The sequence below is a fragment of the Vibrio chagasii genome (assembly GCF_024347355.1).
Taxonomy (GTDB): Bacteria; Pseudomonadota; Gammaproteobacteria; order Enterobacterales; family Vibrionaceae; genus Vibrio; species Vibrio chagasii.
Window position 1 is genome coordinate 125770 of the sequence record NZ_AP025466.1, and the last position, 20201, is coordinate 145970.

The 20201-nt window shown below is 44.4% G+C and carries 18 protein-coding genes and 2 pseudogenes; 14 read left to right on the top strand and 6 right to left on the bottom strand.

Annotated features, from left to right (window positions below; all coding sequences use genetic code 11):
* Entirely contained in the window at positions 1-924 is a 924-nt protein-coding gene (locus tag OCV52_RS16480) for a metal ABC transporter substrate-binding protein (RefSeq protein WP_137407420.1), read from the top strand.
* 113 nt (positions 925-1037) lie between these two features.
* On the opposite strand, the gene OCV52_RS16485 is transcribed toward OCV52_RS16480, so the two are convergent.
* Positions 1038-1241 (bottom strand): DUF2986 domain-containing protein, encoded by a 204-nt coding sequence (locus OCV52_RS16485; protein ID WP_137407419.1) that lies wholly within the window; start codon positions 1239-1241, stop codon positions 1038-1040.
* Between the two features lie 96 nt (positions 1242-1337).
* On the opposite strand from OCV52_RS16485, the gene OCV52_RS16490 reads away from it, so the two are divergent.
* Entirely contained in the window at positions 1338-1853 is a 516-nt protein-coding gene (locus OCV52_RS16490) for a GNAT family N-acetyltransferase (protein ID WP_137407418.1), read from the top strand.
* A 2-nt stretch (positions 1854-1855) separates the two neighbouring features.
* Complete coding sequence (locus OCV52_RS16495) at positions 1856-2251, top strand: nitrous oxide-stimulated promoter family protein (RefSeq protein WP_137407417.1); 396 nt, start codon at positions 1856-1858, stop codon at positions 2249-2251.
* A 105-nt stretch (positions 2252-2356) separates the two neighbouring features.
* Here the strand turns inward: OCV52_RS16495 and OCV52_RS16500 are convergent.
* Positions 2357-3751: pseudogene (locus tag OCV52_RS16500) on the bottom strand (MATE family efflux transporter).
* Between the two features lie 50 nt (positions 3752-3801).
* On the opposite strand from OCV52_RS16500, the gene OCV52_RS16505 reads away from it, so the two are divergent.
* The 3 genes from OCV52_RS16505 to OCV52_RS16515 all read left to right on the top strand — a co-directional run bounded on the left by OCV52_RS16505 (position 3802) and on the right by OCV52_RS16515 (position 5766).
* The gene (locus tag OCV52_RS16505) at positions 3802-4695 is read left to right on the top strand and encodes a helix-turn-helix transcriptional regulator (RefSeq protein WP_137407416.1); all 894 of its coding nucleotides are present in this window, start codon (positions 3802-3804) and stop codon (positions 4693-4695) included.
* A gap of 251 nt (positions 4696-4946) precedes the next feature.
* Entirely contained in the window at positions 4947-5270 is a 324-nt protein-coding gene (locus tag OCV52_RS16510) for a winged helix-turn-helix domain-containing protein (RefSeq protein ID WP_390903410.1), read from the top strand.
* A gap of 154 nt (positions 5271-5424) precedes the next feature.
* Positions 5425-5766, top strand: a complete 342-nt coding sequence (locus OCV52_RS16515; RefSeq protein ID WP_137407414.1) for a winged helix-turn-helix domain-containing protein — start codon at positions 5425-5427, stop codon at positions 5764-5766.
* 105 nt (positions 5767-5871) lie between these two features.
* On the opposite strand, the gene OCV52_RS16520 is transcribed toward OCV52_RS16515, so the two are convergent.
* Positions 5872-7023 (bottom strand): MFS transporter, encoded by a 1152-nt coding sequence (locus OCV52_RS16520; RefSeq protein ID WP_137407413.1) that lies wholly within the window; start codon positions 7021-7023, stop codon positions 5872-5874.
* A gap of 262 nt (positions 7024-7285) precedes the next feature.
* Positions 7286-8317 (bottom strand): AraC family transcriptional regulator, encoded by a 1032-nt coding sequence (locus tag OCV52_RS16525; protein WP_137407411.1) that lies wholly within the window; start codon positions 8315-8317, stop codon positions 7286-7288.
* 389 nt (positions 8318-8706) lie between these two features.
* Here OCV52_RS16525 and OCV52_RS16530 point away from each other — a divergent pair, with 389 nt between their 5' ends.
* Both OCV52_RS16530 and OCV52_RS16535 read left to right on the top strand, forming a co-directional pair.
* Positions 8707-10314 (top strand): long-chain-fatty-acid--CoA ligase, encoded by a 1608-nt coding sequence (locus OCV52_RS16530; protein WP_137407410.1) that lies wholly within the window; start codon positions 8707-8709, stop codon positions 10312-10314.
* Entirely contained in the window at positions 10307-11992 is a 1686-nt protein-coding gene (locus OCV52_RS16535; protein WP_137407409.1) for a GMC family oxidoreductase, read from the top strand. The genes OCV52_RS16530 and OCV52_RS16535 overlap by 8 nt, the downstream gene beginning before the upstream one ends.
* Before the next feature lie 107 nt (positions 11993-12099).
* Here the strand turns inward: OCV52_RS16535 and trxC are convergent, their stop codons facing one another.
* Complete coding sequence (trxC, locus tag OCV52_RS16540) at positions 12100-12534, bottom strand: thioredoxin TrxC (RefSeq protein WP_102425327.1); 435 nt, start codon at positions 12532-12534, stop codon at positions 12100-12102.
* Between the two features lie 123 nt (positions 12535-12657).
* Here trxC and OCV52_RS16545 point away from each other — a divergent pair, with 123 nt between their 5' ends.
* The 5 genes and pseudogenes from OCV52_RS16545 (at position 12658) to OCV52_RS16565 (ending at position 16746) form a co-directional block, all read left to right on the top strand.
* Positions 12658-13755: a ketoacyl-ACP synthase III gene (locus tag OCV52_RS16545; RefSeq protein ID WP_137407449.1), complete on the top strand. Its 1098-nt coding sequence runs from the start codon at positions 12658-12660 to the stop codon at positions 13753-13755.
* 23 nt (positions 13756-13778) lie between these two features.
* A pseudogene (locus tag OCV52_RS16550) lies at positions 13779-14339 on the top strand (GNAT family N-acetyltransferase).
* 74 nt (positions 14340-14413) lie between these two features.
* Complete coding sequence (locus tag OCV52_RS16555) at positions 14414-15646, top strand: glycosyltransferase (protein ID WP_137407406.1); 1233 nt, start codon at positions 14414-14416, stop codon at positions 15644-15646.
* Positions 15647-15853: 207 nt separating this feature from the next.
* Positions 15854-16315, top strand: a complete 462-nt coding sequence (locus OCV52_RS16560; protein WP_137407405.1) for a YeeE/YedE family protein — start codon at positions 15854-15856, stop codon at positions 16313-16315.
* Positions 16315-16746, top strand: a complete 432-nt coding sequence (locus OCV52_RS16565; RefSeq protein ID WP_137407404.1) for a YeeE/YedE family protein — start codon at positions 16315-16317, stop codon at positions 16744-16746. Before OCV52_RS16560 ends, OCV52_RS16565 begins: the two co-directional genes overlap by 1 nt.
* Before the next feature lie 96 nt (positions 16747-16842).
* On the opposite strand, the gene OCV52_RS16570 is transcribed toward OCV52_RS16565, so the two are convergent.
* Positions 16843-17721 carry an endonuclease/exonuclease/phosphatase family protein gene (locus OCV52_RS16570; protein ID WP_137407403.1) on the bottom strand — a complete coding sequence of 293 codons (879 nt, stop codon included), beginning with the start codon at positions 17719-17721 and terminating at the stop codon, positions 16843-16845.
* A 227-nt stretch (positions 17722-17948) separates the two neighbouring features.
* On the opposite strand from OCV52_RS16570, the gene nrdD reads away from it, so the two are divergent.
* The gene (gene nrdD / locus OCV52_RS16575) at positions 17949-20069 is read left to right on the top strand and encodes an anaerobic ribonucleoside-triphosphate reductase (RefSeq protein ID WP_137407402.1); all 2121 of its coding nucleotides are present in this window, start codon (positions 17949-17951) and stop codon (positions 20067-20069) included.
* Positions 20070-20201 lie beyond the last annotated feature (132 nt).

Genomic DNA, 20201 nt, shown 5'->3' on the forward strand with positions numbered 1-20201 from the left:
ATGACTTCTTTAATGAATCGTATCGCTAGCTCAGTAAAAGCAGCGGCTCAAGTGAGTGTGCTGGGTAGTGTGTTAACGGCTGGTTCAGTGATGTCACTGAACGTGAATGCAGAGGATATCCTGACCAGTACACCTGTGACTTATGCATTAGCGACAGAGCTAACTAAAGGCACTGACATCACGACCGAGTATCTGCCACCAAAGCGCTATGGTATTGATCGTCTGCCGAATTGGTTTGGTACCAAGGGGGCAAGCAAAGTGCTTAAGTCTGGCGAAAAGGCGACCGTTGCTCTAACACTGTCATCGATCTGGCAAGCCGATCCTACATTCGTATACGCAAGGCAAGGTAATATCCGCTTGGTTGAGGTCGATGCGGCTCAAGCGATTACGCCTCGAGCACAAGGTGTTGCAGCACTTACGTTATCGAATGGCGAAGTGTCTAAGTATGCTTGGTTAAATCCAACCAACTTAACGCGCATGGCTGCGATTGTGGCTGATGACTTTAAGTTATTGTGGCCAGAGCAGGCTGAAGCTATTGATAGTAATCTGCAGCGCGTGATGTTGGATGTTCGTGAACTGATTAACAAGCAACAAGCTGTATTGCTTGATAACGAAGTGGACTCAGTACTCTTGCTTTCGGAAAGCTTGGAAGATTTTGCATCTGGTAGCCAACTGTATGTTGAAGACCGCATGTTTAAAGCAGAGCTTGAATGGACAGAGCAGGACAAAGCGAAACTTAAAGCGATGTTTTCGGAAGATGATGCACTATGGCTTGTTACAGCGAAAAAGCCGAGCAACTTGATTAAGTCTCTAGTACCTAATGAGCGTATTCTAGTGGTGGACTCAGTCGATCGTTGGGGTAGAGCAGGAATCAGTGCTCAAGCACCATTCTCTCGTTGGGAAGTAAAGCTATTCAAAGGCTAATCAACGAGATTCAATACATCAGGATCAAAAAAGCAGCCAAAATAGAGGCTGCTTTTTTTGTACTTACCTTTTAGCAAAGGAGCCTGGTAAGAATGCACAGTGAGCGCTTAACCTTACTCTGCAGCTTTAGTTTCTTCAGCTTCAACAGTTGCTTCGACAGCACCTTCCGCTTGCGCTGCTTGAGCCTGCTCTTCTGCTTTCATCTTTGCGCGTTCAGCTTTAGGAATGTAGCGAGGCTTATTACTTGTATGCAGTTTAGAATTCGCTTTTTTCTGCTTCTTTTTTAGAATTTGATTAATTTTTTTCTTACGGTTCATTGCTGCATAGCCTTGTATTTAGTTTAGGCGGTGGAGGATAATCATTTTAGCTCTAGAACTCAATATTTACATGGTATTCAGCAAGGAAATATCGTCATGCAGGCAGTCGAAACCGCTCGTTTAAGATTAAGAATGATTACAACTGAGGATGCTGAATTTATCCAAAGGTTATATAGCTCAGAAGACTTCTTGCGTTATATCGGAGACAAAGAGATAACCAACACGGCGAAAGCTGAAGAGTATATCGAGAACAACATCCTTAAGATGCATCAAGAGAAGGGTGTCTCTTTGTTGATGGTAGAACTGAAAGCAACCTCAACGCCAATTGGAGTTTGCGGATTAATTAAGAGGGACAGTTTAGAGTCGCATGATCTTGGTTACGGCTTTGCTCCGGAGTTTTACGGTCAAGGTTTTGCGAAAGAAGCGGGAGAAGCAATAATTGAACAAGCTAAGCAGAATGCTGATATCGATCATTTAGTTGCTATCACTACCTCTGATAACATTCGAAGCATCGCACTACTGACTAAACTTGGCTTTGCGTTCGAGCGGGTTGAAGACGTGATAAGTGAAAGCGTAAATTTCAACCTGTATAGCCTCTCTCTGGGTAATTAATCATGTTCCAACATAACAATATTCTACAAGGCGAACTTGCGACGGAGTACAAAACCGTTATCGCGATGGTGCACATATACTGCAAAGATCACCACGGTGAAGTTCGTCAGAATAACGCGTTATGTGAAGAGTGTGAGCAGCTGTTACGTTATGCGGAAACGAGGCTTGATAGATGCCCTTATGGTGAAGCACAACCAACCTGCAATAAGTGTCCGATTCATTGCTATAAACCTGACCCGAAAGAGCAGATGCGTTTGGTGATGCCCTATACAGGGCCACGAATGTTGCTTAAGCATCCTATTTTAGCGATTCGACATTTGATTCATGAGAAACGGAAAGTGCCAGAAAAGCCGTTACCGAACGTATCTAATCGCTATATCCGAATGAATAAGAAGTAGCGGGTACACTAAAGGCTATTCTTCCAGAAACAAAAAAGGTCTGATTTCTCAGACCTTTTCTGTTTTGAGCGACATCTTGTTCAAATAGTTGATTACTTCAAAAGCTTAAGCAGCTTGTGGTTCTTCATAAGTAACCGTCAGGTTGTTGATCCAACGGCGACTCAAGTAACGGTGCGAGCAGATAGACAGCTTCACAACTTCTTCAACTAACATCAGGCCATAGATGTACTTGAAGTCCCATTCCGCGACAAATGCGCCGTAAACACAAACTGGAATGCCGACCATCCACATCGCGATGAAGTCCATACGCAGGCAAAATGCATTATCACCAGCACGAATGATACCGTTAATGATAACCATGTTTAGCATACGAATTACAACCGCAAAGCACATGATCATCATCGCTGGTGAAGCGAGTGGGTATAAAGCGTCTGTGGTTAGGTTTAGCCATGATAGAACATGCTCTTTCCCCATGAACAGCATCAAGCCTACAATTGCCCCAAAACCTACAACGGCTTTGATGAAGGTGAGGCCCATACTCATTGCATCATCTAACTCATCTCGACCTAATGAATGGCCAAGCAACACTGAACACGCAACAGAGATGCCAAAGAACACCTAGTAACATAATGACTCAAACGGAGCGAGCATTGAGAAAACAGCTAGCTCTGTCGTACCCATGTGACCAAAGATCATCTGGTAAGCCATGGTACCCATTGCCCATAAAACAGCATTCATGGTCAGTGGCAGGGCAATACGACGGTAAGATAACCACAATGACGGGCGATGTGGCGAGCTCGGTGTCGTTAATAGCCAGTGGTTGCGCATACGCATGTAGCCGTACATCAAACTCACTTGAATTAATCGCGCTAGAGTCGTTGCTAATGCTGCTCCTGCAACACCCATCGCTGGAATTCCGAAAGCACCCTGTATAAGGATGAAGTTAAGTGCGATATTGAGTGCAATCGTCACCGCACCAAGCAGAAGTGGTGTGACGGTGTCACCTGATGAGCGCATGCTTGCTTCAACTACAACCACAATATGGGTCAGAAGCAGAACAGGGAAGCCATACCAAAGGTAAGTCGCACCAAGCTCAATGACGGTTTGATCGCTGGTTTGCAACATCATCAAAAACTGTGAACCAAGAGTGATGATTGCCGTTACAGGTAGCAGAACTTTTAAACCAAATACCATTGCGATAGAAGACACGGTTCGTGCACTTTTACGGTCGTTTTTTCCCCAATATTGCGCTACCAATGTTCCGTTTGCTGAGGCCAACCCTGCCATAATCATAATAGCGACGAAGTGCCATTTTGATGCAATTCCCACAGCCGCTGCTGCTTCCATACCAAAATCGCTGACCATTAACACGTCAGCAAGGGCTAAAATAGCAACCAAAGCACTTTGCAAAGCAACAGGCAAACCAAGTTTGATAATGCGAGGTAATATGCTCTCTGGCTTGTTATTTATAGATGAGTTAGGGTTGATGTTAGTTGTCATAAGCTCTCCGATTTATGGCAGAACTATAGTGATTTGAGTGAAGTAACAACATGTTTAAAAAACAACAAAACCTGTGCAAATCCGTCATTGATAATATGAAGCCAAAATTAACGTGGCAAGATGACGTGTTTCTTGCAGAACAATGTAAAGAACGTTTTTTGACCGTTGAAGATATCCCAGAGATGAGAAGCTGCGGTGTTTACATGGGGGGAATGGCAAAGCTGCATGACGCGTATTGGGTGGAACGCGAATCGGTGAATGTTCATACGTTGATTTTTACTCAAGAAGGGGGAGGAATATTAACAACGGCGACATCAGTACAAGCAATTACGCCTTATACACTTGTGGTTCTTCCTGCTGAAACGCCATTTCGATTTGAACTCGATCCTCAATACAACTATTGGAAAATGGCGTGGATGCTGACGCCTGATACGCCACAGTGGCAGCATATCGCGAGTTTAGGGCAGAGTATTGTCCCTTTCGGAGAGTGTGAGCAAATCTGGTCACTGATGAATTTGGTTCACTTTGAAATTGGCGGCAGAGCGAGTTATCGAAAACTACTGATGAGTGAAATCATTCGCACGTTAACAGGGTTTGAACCTAAATCGACCGGTACGACGGCGCGTGTTCAGGCTCTATACAATGAAATCGAAAGTAGTCTGCATCTATCTTGGACGGTTGCAGGGATGGCAGAGCGAGTGTTTATTAGTGAAGAGCAATTAAACCGAGTGACGAAGTCGCTATTCAATGTGTCTCCGCGAAGCAAATTGATCCAGTTGAGAATGGATAAAGCAACCAGTTTGCTAAAGCAACAAGATTGGTCAGTATCTATGATTGCTAATCGTCTCGGTTATAAAGACCCTTATAATTTTTCTCACCGTTTTAAGAAACATTTTGGCTTATCACCTAGTCAATATCGTAAGAATTATCGGCTCACAAGCTAACTATTTGATCTGAAATATAAAGTAAAATGTAGGGTAGTATGAGGGCCCATTTAGGTCTTAACCCGCCTTAAAATATGATATAAAACAGTGTTCATTTGTGATGTCTTATAACCAATAAATGCAGTAGATCTACTGTATTTTTCAAGATTGGTGTTATGTAGCTTTCCCTTACTTTTATGACCATACCTAGTTAAATCGATATGGTTGATACACAAAATAAGAGGTAAGTAATGCCACATGATGTAACGGATATGCCGGATTTCACTACTGAACAAAAAATCGTTGTGAACAGTAGGGAAGTGAATACTAAAACCAAACTGGTTAGAAAGGAAGACAATGGTTCAATTGTAGGCACCTTGTCTGAGCCACACCGTAAGGTACTTTTTTATCTTTATCAGAACAAAGGCGTAGTTGTTAGCAAGAATATTCTTAAGCGTGTTGGGTGGCCTGGGAAATCGGTAACATCCGCGTCAGTTCTGGTTGCAATCTATGAAATCCGCCGAATGATAGACTGTAAATGTCTATACACTATACTAAATGAAGGCTATTTGTTAGAGCCGAGACCTTGTTGTTGATATTCTGTTCATATTCTAATAATAAAAATTTAATCTTTTTACCGTATACGCTGCTTTCATTATCTTCGATTTTAAGCGTCCATTTATAAGCGACGTTATTAAACACATCTCTTAATAAAGTTGTGTCGTTGGTTGCTCTGTTAGGGAATATTATATGAATACGGACTCTTCCCCTGTAATTGAAGGTAAATGTGAAGAACATAATGAAGTTTTGGAAGTAAACGGTAAGGTTATTGAGCTGAACACAAAACTCATACGCAATATTGAGAATGGTTATATCGTTGGAACGATGCCATTAGCTTACAGAAAAATGATTCTTTTTATGAATCGTCATCGTGGACAACTATTCAGTGTCCCCCAGCTAAAAAATATCGGTTGGGAAGGTGAGACTGTCACTAACTCTTCGGTGATTGTCGCTATCTCAGAGATACGCTCTATTCTTGGTGACGGACTGATCCTAACGATCACCGGCGAAGGTTATGTTTTCCAACCTTAGTGTGTCTTCTCAGTATCGCGTACAAAAAAGGGCGCTTCCTTCAGACATACCGTCTTTGGTGAAGAGCCCTCAGTGTATCGTTCAATCTTACAAGATTAAAGCCAATTACTCGCCTGCAATCTGTAGGTGAGAGCGCTTTAGGCTAGCAATCAACATGTAGATCGTTGTCGCTAATAGAGACGCAAACAGGTAAGTGAATAAGCCTGCTTGTGAATCCATGAAGCTGTCTGCCACGATTGGACCCGCAACTGAACCGATGCTGTAGCAAAGCAGCATGATTTGAGTCACTGACACCAAGTAGCTTGGATCTAAGTTACGGCAGCCCAAGTTGATCGCGATTGGGTAAAGCGCAAACGTCGCCATGCCTAGCACGAACAGGCTCATGCCTAGTACGTAGAAGTCATGATTGATCGTTAGTACGCCAATGCTTGCCACACCGAGTAGGCAGAACAAAGCCATTAACAACACTTGACCTACATGGTGAGATAACCAAGTCACCATCGGCTGCACAGCCATGCCACCCATAATCACTAGAGCCATCAAACCACCAATGTCTTCGTGCGCAATGTTACGCTGAGCAAGCTCTACTGGCATCAAACCGTAAATTGCACCCAGTGTAAGTCCTGAAACGATGCAGCCAATTAAAGCGCTGTGGCTTAACTTGCTGACCTGTTTTAGAGACAAAGATTGAGCATCATGAATCTGTGGTGGTGTCGCTTGTCCGTACATCAGCACAATGATCGCACCAAATAGTAGAGTGAACATCGCGATAAAAGGTACGCCGCCAGTAATACCTAGGTAACCAATGCCTAGCTGACCAACTGCAGAACCGCCGTACAAAGAACACATGTAAATCGCTAGGCGTTTAGCTCGTTGTGATTCGTCACCGCTCATAAGCCATGATTCAACGATTACGAAAATGCCCGCTACCGCAACACCAGCCACAAAACGAGCCAATAGCCATACCGCTTGATGTGGAATCAATGGCAACACAAGGATCGTTGCGATGAAGACACTCAGTGCCACTACAAATGCGTCTTTATGGCCAATACGAGCAATCGCACGCTCAATCAATAACGTACCCGCTAGAAGACCTGCATAAAAGGCACTCGCCAACCAACTCGATAGATTACTGTCTAGGCCATATTCAGACAGCATTAATGGCAAAGAGCTCATTAAGTAGCCTGAAGCGATCGCGTAGAAAGACAGTGCAATAACTGGAACGGTTATGCGAGTTGTTGGTTGGATGTTGTCCAATGCAGGAGCCTCCGATAGTGAAAGAAACGGTGAATTTTCCGCGACTATGGGGGAGAAACTGAATTGGGTAAAACGAATAAAAATGGTCGTTAAGATAAAAGAAATTTATCGACCAACTAAACTAAAATACGATTGTGATATTTGGTGGTTTGACGAGGTTTTATGTGGTCATAAAGCCGTTAAACCCTTGTTCATTGGCTATTTAATTGAGAGAGTCAAAACAAATTTAATTGTATCGTTGAAATTTAATTTGAAGTGCAGTTTACGATAAGAGCGCGTCTTTTCGGTATTGACGTGGTGAGGTTCCACTCCATTTACGAAATGCGTGACGGAAGTTGGCGCTCTCGGAAAAACCAACACGCTCAGAAATCTCTTCAATGCTCATTTTTGTCGACGAAAGATAGTGTCTCGAAAGATGGAAACGAACGTGATCGAGAATCTTCTGGTAACTCGTATCGGCCGCTTTAAGATGGCGACGCAGTGTGCGGGAAGACATCCCCAGTTCTGAAGAGATAGATTCTATCGATGGGTAACTTCCTGGACTCTCAAGCAGCATTTGAGAGACTTTCTCTTTTAGGCTGGTGGAGGCGCTTACTTTTGCCAACATGTCATCACACGACTTGAGACACATTTGTAATGTGATGGTATTAGCTGTGGGCAGAGGAGAGTACAAGCTGGTCGCATCAAATTGCCATTCAAGGCGGTCACTATTAAATTCAACAGGGCAACGGAAAACCTCGGTATAAAGGTCACCGTACTCTGGCTTGGGATAAGGGAAGCGGATCACTTGTGATGGAAAGGGCTGTTGCAGCACTTCTTCACACAGGCTTTGGATCGCCGCAAACCAATACTCGCAACAAAATGGCAGCACAGAGTCTAAGTCAATCAGTTGTTCTGCGCGAAAGTACCCAACGTTATCCTCTACAGACATGGTCTTTCTCAGCACGGGGCCGGCAAGTTGCAAATATTTAAATCCGATCAGCAAAGCATCTAATAGCGTTTCGCTACTGAACACCGCATAGCCCAACACTCCAAAGTCGCTAAATCGGGCCTGCTGACCAACCCGTAAACCTAATCCGCCTTCATCCGTATTCGCTAATGCGTTACTGAACACCGCCAACTTTTGCGCCAAAGTAATGTGAGTATCTGGCGTATTGAGCTGAAGATCATCAATATTACTGCCTTCCAACAACGCTTCGATACTGAGAGCCGGTGACATGTAACGATGTAGTAGTTGAAGGTCAAGAATACCGAATGCTTGCATATCGGGTTCGTAGACTGCGGTGTATTCCATAGGGTGCCTCTTGTTGAATATCGTCATCTTAACCGAACTTTTAACATTTGCGCCTGTTGCTTGTTCTCACTTTCCCAAGCTTGTTCAAACTTTTGCTTTATGTGTGCAAGGTTTTACAAGGTCTGATTGAGCCATGTCCGAATATCACCGGTTTTTGTCTTTTTGAAACCTGTTCGAGATGTTATCAAAATGTTGTAATTTGATGAGTTGCACTTTGGAGCGTCTCAAACATTTTGCTCAACACCTACTGTTTTGCTCAATAAATACTTTTACCTACATGACACGCCAATGTGCAGGCTCTGATAGCAATAAAGACAACACTTATTACAACGATTAAAACGTCTAAGGCGAATGTGACCGCTAGGTCTAGCCAAATAAGGAGATCATGGATGCACAATCTTGCTGTTAACTTGGAACGTAGCGCTTCGCTGTTTCCAACTAAAGCCGCTCTGCGTATGGGCACGGATGAAGTCAGCTTCGCTCAGTTGGAACAACTTGCTGGTAAGGTCGCGGCAAATCTAAAGCGACTTGGATTAAATAAAGGGGATAAGGTTGCACTGTCTTGTCCTAATGTGACTTATTTCCCCATTGCCTATTACGGCATTCTAAAAGCAGGCTGCGTTGTCGTCCCTTTAAATGTGTTGTTTAAGACGAGAGAAATTGCTTATCACTTGAATGACTCCGACGCGAAGGCCTACATTTGTTTTGAGGGCAGTGAAGAGCTACCCATTGGGCGCTATGGATTACAAGGTTTTGCACAGGCCGATAACTGCGAACACTTCGTGTCTATGCCAATACCAAACGGCGCAACTTTCATGCTGTTAGAAAACCATGATCATCAAGAAACGATTGCAGATTGGTTGGCACAACCTTTGGATTCATTTGAGTCTGTAGCGTGTCATGGTGATGATACCGCGGTAATTCTATATACCTCCGGTACAACAGGCCAGCCAAAGGGCGCTGAGCTTTCACACACCAACATGCAAACCAATGCCATGTCGTCACAGTATCTAATGCGGTTGGAATACAGTGATACCACAATGGCAACACTTCCTCTGTTCCATAGTTTTGGTCAAACCGTAATGATGAACGCGAGTGTGTTGACGGGTTCAACTATGGTCTTGATTCCACTCTTCGAACCATCATTAGTGATTGAACAGATCATTAGCCACAAAGTAAGCGTGTTTGCTGGCGTTCCTACCATGTATATCGCACTGCTCAGAGCGGGAGAAGAATCTCCTGATGCTTCTGAAAAAACAAGCAAGCGTTCTGAGCAGGTTAAGCATAGCTTGAGGTTAGGCGTGTCTGGAGGGGCGTCTATGCCACTTGAGGTGATTCGCCAGTTTGAGTCGCGCTTTGAACTGCCAGTATTGGAAGGGTACGGGCTCTCTGAAACAGCGCCAGTCGCGACCTTTAATCACATTGATGGTGATCGACTATCTGGTAGTGTCGGCCAACCGCTATGTGGTCATCTTATCAAAATTACTGATGTGCAAGGCAACTCGGTCGCAATGGGAGAGTTGGGTGAAGTGTGCATTAAGAGCCCAAGTGTCATGAAAGGCTATTATCAACGACCAGAAGCAACCTCAGAGGCAATCAGAGATGGCTGGTTTTTAACGGGTGATATCGGGCGTGTGGATGAGCACGGCAATTTGTTTATTGTTGATCGTGTGAAGGACATGATTATCCGTGGTGGTTACAACGTTTACCCGAGAGAGATCGAAGAAGTGTTGATGTGTCACCCGGATGTCGAAATGGTGGCTGTGGTTGGTGAACATCATGAGCAGTTGGGGGAAGAGATTCATGCCCATGTTGTGCTACACGAGCATACACAGTGTGACAGCAAAGCGTTAATGGCATGGTGTCGAGAACAACTGGCCGATTACAAATACCCTCGTAAAGTATTCATTCGTAGCGCGTTACCCATGACGGCAACAGGAAAAATCTTAAAGCGAGAGCTACATCCTTTAGAAGTTGCGGAGACAATCAATGGATAACTATGACTTTATTATTGTAGGCGGCGGCTCAGCTGGGTGTGTGATGGCTTCTCGATTGTCAGAAGACCCAAATACTACCGTTTGCTTGCTCGAGGCTGGTGGCAAAGACACGAGCCCCTTTATTCATACTCCAGTTGGCGTTGTGGCGATGATGCCGACCAAGCTCAATAACTGGGCTTTTGAGACGGTTGAGCAACCGGGCTTAAGTGGGCGTAAAGGTTATCAGCCAAGAGGTAAGACGCTAGGCGGGTCGAGTTCTATTAACGCCATGATGTACGCGCGTGGACATCGCTATGACTATGACACTTGGGAAGGTTTAGGTAATGCTGGATGGGGCTATGAGTCGTGCCTGCCTTACTTTAAGAAAGCTGAAAACAACGAAGTGCACAAAGATGAGTACCATGGTCAAGGAGGTCCCTTGAATGTGGCAAACCTTAGATCACCGAGCCCAATGTTGGAGCGCTACTTGTTCGCGTGCGAATCGATCGGTGTACCGCGAAATGAAGACATCAACGGAGCCGCTCAGTTTGGTGCCATGCCGACTCAGGTAACTCAGTTAAATGGTGAACGATGCAGTGCAGCCAAAGCCTATTTGACGCCAAACCTATCGCGTCCCAACCTAACTGTCGTAACTAAAGCGACGACTCATAAAGTCTTGTTTGAAGGTAAGAAAGCGGTTGGAGTTGAATACGTTTCTAACGGTAATCGCTATCAGATTCGATGTAACAAGGAAGTCATTTTATCTGCAGGGGCTTTCGGATCTCCTCAACTGTTGTTGCTGTCAGGTGTGGGTGCTAAAGACGAGTTGGCGGAACATAGTATCGAGCAACTCCATGAGCTGCCAGGAGTTGGAAAGAACCTGCAAGATCATATTGATTTGGTGCACTCTTATAAGTGCAGCGAAAAGCGAGAAACCTTCGGTATTTCGTTGCAAATGGCCGCTGAAATGACCAAAGCATTACCTCTGTGGCACAAAGAGCGCCGTGGGAAAATGAGCAGCAACTTTGCGGAAGGCATTGGCTTTCTTTGTTCTGATGATCATATCGCAGTGCCGGATTTGGAGTTTGTATTTGTCGTTGCTGTAGTGGATGACCACGCGAGAAAAATCCATACTAGTCATGGCTTTACCTCACATGTCACCTTGCTGAGGCCAAAAAGCCATGGCACCGTGACACTCAATAGCTCTGATCCTTACGATCCACCAAAGATCGACCCTGCGTTCTTCAGTCATCCTGATGACATGGAAATCATGATTAAAGGGTGGAAGAAGCAATATCAGATGCTAGAAAGCGAAGCGTTCGATGATATTCGTGGTGACGCTTTCTATCCGGTTGATGCCAATGATGACAAGGCGATTGAACAAGATATCCGCAATCGTTCAGATACCCAGTACCACCCTGTAGGAACCTGTAAAATGGGCACTGCCGATGATGTACTGGCAGTAGTGGACAAAGATTTGAAAGTTCATGGGATGGAGAGTTTACGAGTCATTGATGCTTCGATTATGCCGACACTCGTGGGAGCGAATACCAACGCGCCAACTATCATGATCGCAGAGAAGATTGCTGACCAGATCAAAGAGCAATATGGTTTGAGTGAACAAAGCGACTTGAATCAGAAGAGTGATTTGAACAAGCATGAAGCAGGCGAGAAAGCAGAACACGAATTGAGTGTTTAGAATACAATTACGATAAATTGTTGTCTTAATATAGGTTATGAAGCCTTATTTGTTAAGGGCTCATAACCTATTTTTGTTTGCCGGTTAATGAATGATCTTAGGCAAACTTATTTAGCCAAAGCTTGATTAAGCCATTGATCAAATTGACCTTTTGGTAAGGCACCGTTGATCGTATCAACACGCTGACCGTTCTTGAATACCATCACCGTTGGGATGCTTCTGATTTGATACATAGCCGCCAGTTGCTGTTGAGCTTCGGTATCGATTTTAACAAATCGAACATCGCCATCGCGCTCTTTAGCGACATCGCTAAATACAGGTGCGAAACCTACACATGGGTTGCACCATGTCGCCCAAAAATCGACAACGACAGGTTGTGAACTGTTCAAAATCGATTGGAAGTTCAGTGATGTACCTTCGATTGGTGCACCGTCTAGAAGTGCATTTTTGCACTTACCACAAGTAGGGCTTTCTGAAATTCTTTCTGAAGGAACTCGGTTTACGCCACCGCAAGAAGGGCAACGAGTGTTGAATGTAGACATAACTTTCTCTTTTTTATTGCATCTCCGTGGCTAACGCGATTTACGAATCACGTACGGAACGCTTATACTGTTTAAAACATGAATACGATACTTAAATAAAAACAAACAATAAACAGGTAAATGATGACAAAATTTTACGCCGAAATTACGGGCTGGGGAAAGTGTCTGCCACCAGCCGTGCTGTCCAATGATGATTTAAGCACATTCATTGATACGTCTGACGAGTGGATTCGTACTCGAACTGGTATCGAAAACCGTCGTATCAGTCATGTAAATACCTCTGAGCTAGCGACCGTTGCTGCTCAACACGCAATGGCGTGTGCTGGCCTAACGGCTGAAGACATCGATCTAGTTATCGTTGCGACGTGTAGCCCAGATTCTCTTATTCCTAACACTGCATCGAAAGTTCAACAGAACTTAGGTATCAAGAGCGCAGCAGCTTTTGACCTTAATGCAGCGTGTACGGGCTTCATCTACGGTGTTGAAACTGCAACTCGATTGATTCAGGCGGGCAATTACCGCAACGCTATCGTTGTCGGTGCAGAGCGTCTTTCATTCTTCATTGACTGGACCAAGCGTGATACTGCGGTTCTATTCGGTGATGGTGCGGGTGCAGTCGTACTTTCTCGCACTGAAGAGCAAGTTGGTCTCCAAGAAGCGCAAATCGGCTGTGATGCTGAAGGCCGAGACATTCTAGCAGTGCCTAAGTTCGGTTCTTCTATGGACCGTTTTGCGGCTGATAATGGTTACTGGGATTTTGATTTCGTAGGTAAAGAGATCTTCAAACGTGCGGTTAAAGGCATGGGTGCAGCAGCACACACGGTATTGGGCCGTACTGGAATCTCAACAGACAACATCGATGTTGTGATTCCACACCAAGCAAATATCCGAATCATTCAAACTCTGTGTGATATGGCGGGCATTGAGCGTGAGAAAGCGTTTGTGAACATTCAAAACTACGGCAACACGTCGGCAGCGACCGTGCCAATTGCACTATGTGAATCACTAGAGCAAGGTTTTGTTAAGCCTAATTCAAATATCCTGGTTGCAGCATTTGGTGCTGGTTTAACTTGGGGTGCAGGCCACATTAAATGGGGTAGCCGTGTTGAGCCGTTAGGTCAATCAGATGCCAAGCTGCCAGAAGTGGATCAATCAGCATTAGAACTATTAAAGAAGGCCATTTTACACTGTAAAACGCGCCCGAACTCAGAAAGCGAGTAGCCGTTATGGTGCAAGTTCGTCTAATGGATAAAGCCGACCTTGATGGGGCGGCTTTAGTTCACCAAGCTACTTTGTTCGACAACAAAACTCGATGGGTTGGTTACAATGTAACTTGAATGCTGCGCCACGCTTTCTTAACTTTGTTGCAGAAAGTGAAGGTGAGATTGTTGGTTACATTATATGGGTTCAAAAGAGCGGGTTTAGGCCTGAAGCTGTTTTAGAGTTGGAGCAACTTGCTGTGTTACCGAGTGCGCAAGGGCAAGGGTTGGGTAAAAAGCTGATTTAGGCCTGAAGCTGTTTTAGAGTTGGAGCAACTTGCTGTGTTACCGAGTGCGCAAGGGCAAGGGTTGGGTAAAAAGCTGATTCTAGATTCTTTGCCGCTAGTGAAGCAGAAACTTGCAGAGCAAGACTCGACACTAAAACATTTATTAGTGACCACCAGGGCGGACAACTTTGCACAAAAGCTGTATCAATCTACATTGGGTGCAGAAGTCGAAACCACGATTTCAAATCTGTACTCTGCGGATGAAGTGCTTATGATAGCTCGCAATGTCGGTGAGCGAATCGAATCGCTGAGTTCTTAGAACTTATTATAATTATCAGTAAATGTTCAATAAGGGGCTTCTAGAGTCCCTTTTGTTATTTCTTAGGAAGTGTTTTGAAGAAAGTTTTAGCAATTGGCTACGTTTGGCCAGAACCGAATTCATCGGCGGCTGGCAGCCATATGATGTCACTTTTACGCCTGTTTAAGCGACAAGGCTGGTCTGTTGAATTCGCAACGCCTGCTCAAGAGACCGAGCATATGATTGATCTCTCTGAAGAGGGTATCACGAGCCAATCTATTGAACTGAATTGCGATAGCTTTGATCAGTACATCGAACAGCTACAACCTGATGTTGTCATGTTTGACCGTTTTATGATGGAAGAACAATTTGGTTGGCGTGTTGAGAAGGTATGCCCTAATGCCTTTAAGCTATTGGATACTGAAGATTTACAGTTCCTACGTAATGCTCGACATGAAGCTGTTAAAAAAGAGACAGATCTGACGAAAGAGCATCTTTACAGTGATCTGGCCAAGCGTGAAATTGCCGCGATTCTGCGCTGTGATCTTTCGTTGATCATTTCAAGCTACGAGATGGAGCTGCTCCAATCTGAGTTCAATATCGATCCAAAACTTCTACATCATCTACCTTTCATGGTTGATCTTAATACTTTGCCTGAACGCACGAAAAGTTATGAAGAACGTAAGCATTTCATGACGATAGGTAATTTTAGGCATGCGCCTAACTGGGATGCTGTGCTTCAGCTACAGAAGATTTGGCCAAAGATTCGTAAGCAGTTGCCTGACACTGAACTTCATATTTATGGATCTTATCCTCCGCCAAAAGCAACCGCTTTGCACAATCCTAAAACCGGTTTCCATATCAAAGGTTGGGCGAAAGATGCTCAAGAAGTTATGGAAGAGGCACGTGTATGTGTTGCGCCATTACGTTTTGGTGCGGGCATTAAAGGTAAGTTGCTTGACGCGATGAAGCTACAAACCCCGAATGTGACCAGCGAGATCGGCAGTGAAGGCATGCTACCGCAAGGTGAACTGCAATGGCCGGGTGCGGTGGCTGATGATATCGATGAGTTTGTGACTGCAGCAGTTGAGCTTTATCGCGATGAAGAAAAGTGGCTTGAAGCCCAAAGTCAGTGTCACTCTATTCTTGAAGCGCATTACGAGCAAGATAAGTTAGGCAATCAACTGATCGAACGAATAACTGCGTTGGTTTCTGAGCTTGATTCGCATCGATTAGATAATTTCTTCGGTTCAATGCTCAAGCACCACACCATGGCAAGCACCAAGTACATGTCACAGTGGATAGCTGAAAAGAACAAGACTAAGTAGCTGATACAGCTCAAATGAAATCAAAAGCCCTTAGGTTAACGCCTAAGGGCTTTTTGTTTGTTGGGAGCTCACAGCTAGCTAAATGACAAGGAACCGATTGTGGGTATAGATGGGATAACTTACATTAGCATTGACTAATTTATACTTATTAGTAAACTCTAATTTACTGTGATTGAGAGTTATTATGTTTGTGGATAGGAGTGGTCTGTGTTGAGTTTGATTCCTTGGGATGCGTTTTTCGGCGGCATGCTGTTGGGCATGTCGGCCATTGTGTTAATGCTCGGGATTGGTCGAGTCGCTGGTATTAGTGGAATTGTCAGTCGATTATTGCCAGTTCGTGCTAGCAACAAAGAAAGTAAAAGCGTGGATACAGACAAAACTGAAAAGCAATGGCGCATCGCATTTGTTGTTGGAATGGTCGTAAGTGGTTGGTTGTTGATTCCTACCGGTTACCAACTCCCACAACTGGAAGAGATGAATCTCGTAGTGGTAGTTATCGCAGGTCTGTTAGTTGGCTTTGGCACTAAAACAGCGAATGGTTGTACAAGCGGACATGGCATTGTGGGCATGGCGCGCTTATCTAAGCGTTCAATTATCGCGACCTGTGTATTCATGGGTGTCGCAATGGCTACTGTGCTTGTTAAGAGCCCAATGGGGTTGGGGGCATAATGAAAAACTCTTCATTTACTATCGTTGTTGGTTTGTTTGCTGGAGTCTTGTTTGGCTCGGGTATGATCATTTCAGGCATGGTCGATCCTAACAAGGTACTCGGCTTCTTAGACATTACAGGTGATTGGGACATAAGTCTGGCATTCGTAATGGGCGGTGCACTGATGGTGTTTGCGCCGTTTTATCATCTAGTCATTAAAAAGCGCGATAAAGCGATCAATGGTGAGCGATTAGATAGCCGCAATAATCCGTTAATCGACATAAAGCTGATTGTGGGTTCTACAGCGTTTGGCTTAGGTTGGGGGCTTGCTGGCTTTTGTCCTGGTCCTGCGGTGACGAGTCTTAGTGGCGGTAACCCAACCGTATGGGTATTTATGGTCAGCATGCTGGTGGGAATGTGGCTTGCAGGTCGAACGAATAAAACCTGTTAGGGTAAACCTATCGTGTGTCTAATTGGCTTGATATAAGTATTTGAGAGGTCGACTCGCTTTTGAGTAAAAAGCCAGTCAGCCTCTTTTTAGATCTATCTATTGTTTGATGGTCGTTGATACTGGGCAATGGTCGCTGAGTTTGTAGTCCAGCACATCTTGCGTTTCAAATACCTGTTGTTTAGCCGGAGCTGCATTCAATGATTCGCTCACCACAATATGATCAATAACAGAGCGGAACTGATGCGTGCGATGGTTGTTGCGGTTAGAGCGTACTTTGCAGTCTGCGCGTGTCTTTCGTGTCGCTAACTGCGCATCAGTATATTGTGTTAACTCTTTCCACATCCAATCTCGTGAGTAAGCGAGGTTATGGTTAAAGTCGCCAAGAATGGCGTAGTCTTCGTTATTGCGCTCTCTCTGCTTTATCCATTTATTCAATTGCTGAGCTTGCTCTTTTAAGCGTGAGCAGTCTCGGTTGGACTTATAAGCGCCGCTGCAGCCCGCTTTTAAATGTACCGATAGCATATGAATGGGTTTAGTCTCTGTTTCTATAACGATATAGCTGGCAAACCTAAGCTTGCTGTTAGAACTCGATTCCAGAGGAAAGTCAGCGTGGTTGGTGAGGGTTACCCCTTTACGAACGGCAAACCCAGTGTATTGGTTCACTTCTTTAAATTGGCGGTTACTGTTTTCTGGTAATGCTCGGTTAGACATCAATATCTTGTATTGATCACCAGCCACACGCTGAATGGCATTTATGTCATCGACTTCTTGAAACGCAACCACATCGGCGTTTAAGGATTGAAAGTATTCTTCAAGTTTGTCGAAATCAGCTTGATCACGTTTGTCAGAAAACTTATTCACAGCCTCGTTGGTTGATAACCATTCGATATTCCAACTGGATATGGTTAAAGGTTCAGCAAATGCTTGGCTACTGAGTAAGCAACCTAACATTATCCAGTTTTGAAGTCGTTTCATGCCAAATATCCCTAACTTTGTCTGCCAATATTGATGAGCCTTTATCCTACAACACTTACCAAAAATTCAACTCTTTTTAGCAGGTTTTTTATTGATCCAAATCAATACTCAAGTTTGGTGGTTCTCGTTAAATACGCCACAATATCTAGTGTTAGTTTAACGGTAAATCGCTCTATATAGTGTGTTTGTGGATAAGTCTGTGAATACCTCAAGAGTAAGGAGAAGTGGTGAAATCAATCGTAATCAAGCGTGATGGCTCAAGAGCTCCATTCAGTAGAGATCGCATCCAGGCTGCAGTGGAAGCAGCATCAGACAAAACCGATAAGGAAATTGCTATTTATGCATTGAATGTGGCATTAGCAGTTGAGTTGAAGCTCGAAGACTACGATGAAGTTCATATCTCTGAAATTCAAACCATGGTCGAGAATGAGCTGATGCAGGGACCATATAAGTCTTTAGCACGCGCATACATCGAATATCGTCATGATCGCGATATCGCACGTGAAAAGCAAAGCGCTTTAACTCGTGAGATCGAAGGTTTGATCGAAGAAAGCAATGTTGATCTAATCAATGAAAATGCGAACAAAGATGGCAAAGTTATCCCAACTCAGCGTGACCTGTTGGCGGGTATCGTGGCTAAACACTATGCGAAAACTCACATTTTGCCACGTGATATCGTACATGCTCACGAATGTGGTGATATTCACTACCACGATCTAGACTACGCACCGTTCTTCCCGATGTTTAACTGTATGCTTATCGACTTGAAAGGCATGTTAACGCATGGCTTCAAGATGGGTAACGCAGAAATCGATACGCCTAAGTCTATCTCTACCGCAACGGCAGTAACCGCGCAGATCATCGCACAAGTGGCGAGCCATATTTACGGCGGTACAACGATCAACCGTATCGACGAGGTTTTAGAACCTTACGTGATGGCAAGTTACGAGAAGCATTTATCGTTAGCGAAAGAGTGGGACATTCATAGCCCAGAAGCGTTTGCTATCTCTCGTACTGAAAAAGAGTGTTACGACGCATTCCAATCTCTTGAATACGAAGTAAACACCTTGCACACAGCTAATGGTCAAACACCATTCGTGACGTTTGGTTTTGGTTTAGGTGAAAGCTGGGGCTCGAAACTGATTCAGCAATCAATCTTGAAAAACCGCATTGCAGGTTTGGGTAAGAACCGCAAAACAGCCGTGTTCCCTAAACTGGTATTTGCAATCAAAGATGGCTTGAACCACCAGCCACAAGATCCAAACTACGATATCAAGCAACTGGCACTTGAGTGTGCGTCTAAGCGCATGTACCCAGACATTCTTAACTACGACAAAGTAGTAGAAGTGACAGGGTCATTCAAAACACCTATGGGCTGCCGTAGCTTCTTGAATACATACGAAGAAAACGGCGAGCTTATCCATGAAGGCCGTAACAACTTAGGTGTTGTGAGCTTGAACTTGCCACGTATTGCGATCAACGCAAAACAAGATATGGCTAAGTTTTACGAGTTGCTTGATGAAAAACTGAAGCTTGCTCGTCGCGCATTGGAAACTCGTATCTCTCGTCTAGAAAACGTGAAAGCGCGTGTTGCTCCAATCCTATATATGGAAGGTGCATGTGGTGTTCGCTTGAAAGCAGATGACTCTATTGCTGATATCTTTAAGAACGGCCGTGCATCTGTTTCTCTTGGTTACATTGGTATCCACGAAGCAATGACTGCTTTATACGGTACTGACGTTCACTTGTACGACGATGGCGAAATGCGTGCTAAAGCGCTTGAGCTGGTGGAGTACATGAAGTGTGAAGTGGAATCTTGGACCAAAGAGACAGGTTACGCGTTCAGCCTATACGGCACACCAAGTGAAAACCTATGTAGCCGCTTCTGCAGCATCGATACCAAAGAGTTTGGTGTGATTGATGGTGTAACAGACCGTGGTTACTACACAAACAGCTTCCACTTAGATGTGCAGAAGAAAGTGAACCCATACGACAAGATCGATTTCGAGATGCCTTATCCTGAAATTTCTAGCGGTGGTTTCATCTGTTACGGCGAATTCCCTAACATGCAGAAGAACATCGAAGCATTAGAAAACGTATGGGATTACAGCTACACACGTGTTCCTTACTACGGCACCAACACACCGATTGATGAGTGTTACGAGTGTGGTTACAACGGTGAGTTTGACTGTACAAGCAAGGGCTTTACGTGTCCTAAGTGTGGCAACTATGACTCAACCAAAGTATCGGTAACACGTCGTGTTTGTGGTTACCTTGGTAGTCCAGACGCACGCCCATTTAACTTCGGTAAGCAAGAAGAAGTTAAACGCCGCGTGAAGCATCTTTAATAAGCCCTAAGATCAATAGCTAGCTTATTTAGAAGAGCTACGTTTCTAAGAAATAAGATTGGTATCGGCGCTATGTCGATACCAATTCATTTGTTTCACTTCTCGCTATTTTTCGAGTTAAACCACTAAGCC

What these genes read in the sequence shown, in the direction of transcription:
- OCV52_RS16480 (WP_137407420.1), top strand. Translation starts at nt 1, where the DNA reads ATGACTTCTTTAATGAATCGTATCGCTAGCTCAGTAAAAGCAGCGGCT.
- OCV52_RS16485 (WP_137407419.1), bottom strand. Translation starts at nt 1,241, where the DNA reads ATGAACCGTAAGAAAAAAATTAATCAAATTCTAAAAAAGAAGCAGAAA.
- OCV52_RS16490 (WP_137407418.1), top strand. Translation starts at nt 1,338, where the DNA reads ATGCAGGCAGTCGAAACCGCTCGTTTAAGATTAAGAATGATTACAACT.
- OCV52_RS16495 (WP_137407417.1), top strand. Translation starts at nt 1,856, where the DNA reads ATGTTCCAACATAACAATATTCTACAAGGCGAACTTGCGACGGAGTAC.
- OCV52_RS16505 (WP_137407416.1), top strand. Translation starts at nt 3,802, where the DNA reads ATGTTTAAAAAACAACAAAACCTGTGCAAATCCGTCATTGATAATATG.
- OCV52_RS16510 (WP_390903410.1), top strand. Translation starts at nt 4,947, where the DNA reads ATGCCGGATTTCACTACTGAACAAAAAATCGTTGTGAACAGTAGGGAA.
- OCV52_RS16515 (WP_137407414.1), top strand. Translation starts at nt 5,425, where the DNA reads ATGAATACGGACTCTTCCCCTGTAATTGAAGGTAAATGTGAAGAACAT.
- OCV52_RS16525 (WP_137407411.1), bottom strand. Translation starts at nt 8,317, where the DNA reads ATGGAATACACCGCAGTCTACGAACCCGATATGCAAGCATTCGGTATT.
- OCV52_RS16530 (WP_137407410.1), top strand. Translation starts at nt 8,707, where the DNA reads ATGCACAATCTTGCTGTTAACTTGGAACGTAGCGCTTCGCTGTTTCCA.
- OCV52_RS16535 (WP_137407409.1), top strand. Translation starts at nt 10,307, where the DNA reads ATGGATAACTATGACTTTATTATTGTAGGCGGCGGCTCAGCTGGGTGT.
- trxC (WP_102425327.1), bottom strand. Translation starts at nt 12,534, where the DNA reads ATGTCTACATTCAACACTCGTTGCCCTTCTTGCGGTGGCGTAAACCGA.
- OCV52_RS16545 (WP_137407449.1), top strand. Translation starts at nt 12,658, where the DNA reads ATGACAAAATTTTACGCCGAAATTACGGGCTGGGGAAAGTGTCTGCCA.
- OCV52_RS16565 (WP_137407404.1), top strand. Translation starts at nt 16,315, where the DNA reads ATGAAAAACTCTTCATTTACTATCGTTGTTGGTTTGTTTGCTGGAGTC.
- OCV52_RS16570 (WP_137407403.1), bottom strand. Translation starts at nt 17,721, where the DNA reads ATGAAACGACTTCAAAACTGGATAATGTTAGGTTGCTTACTCAGTAGC.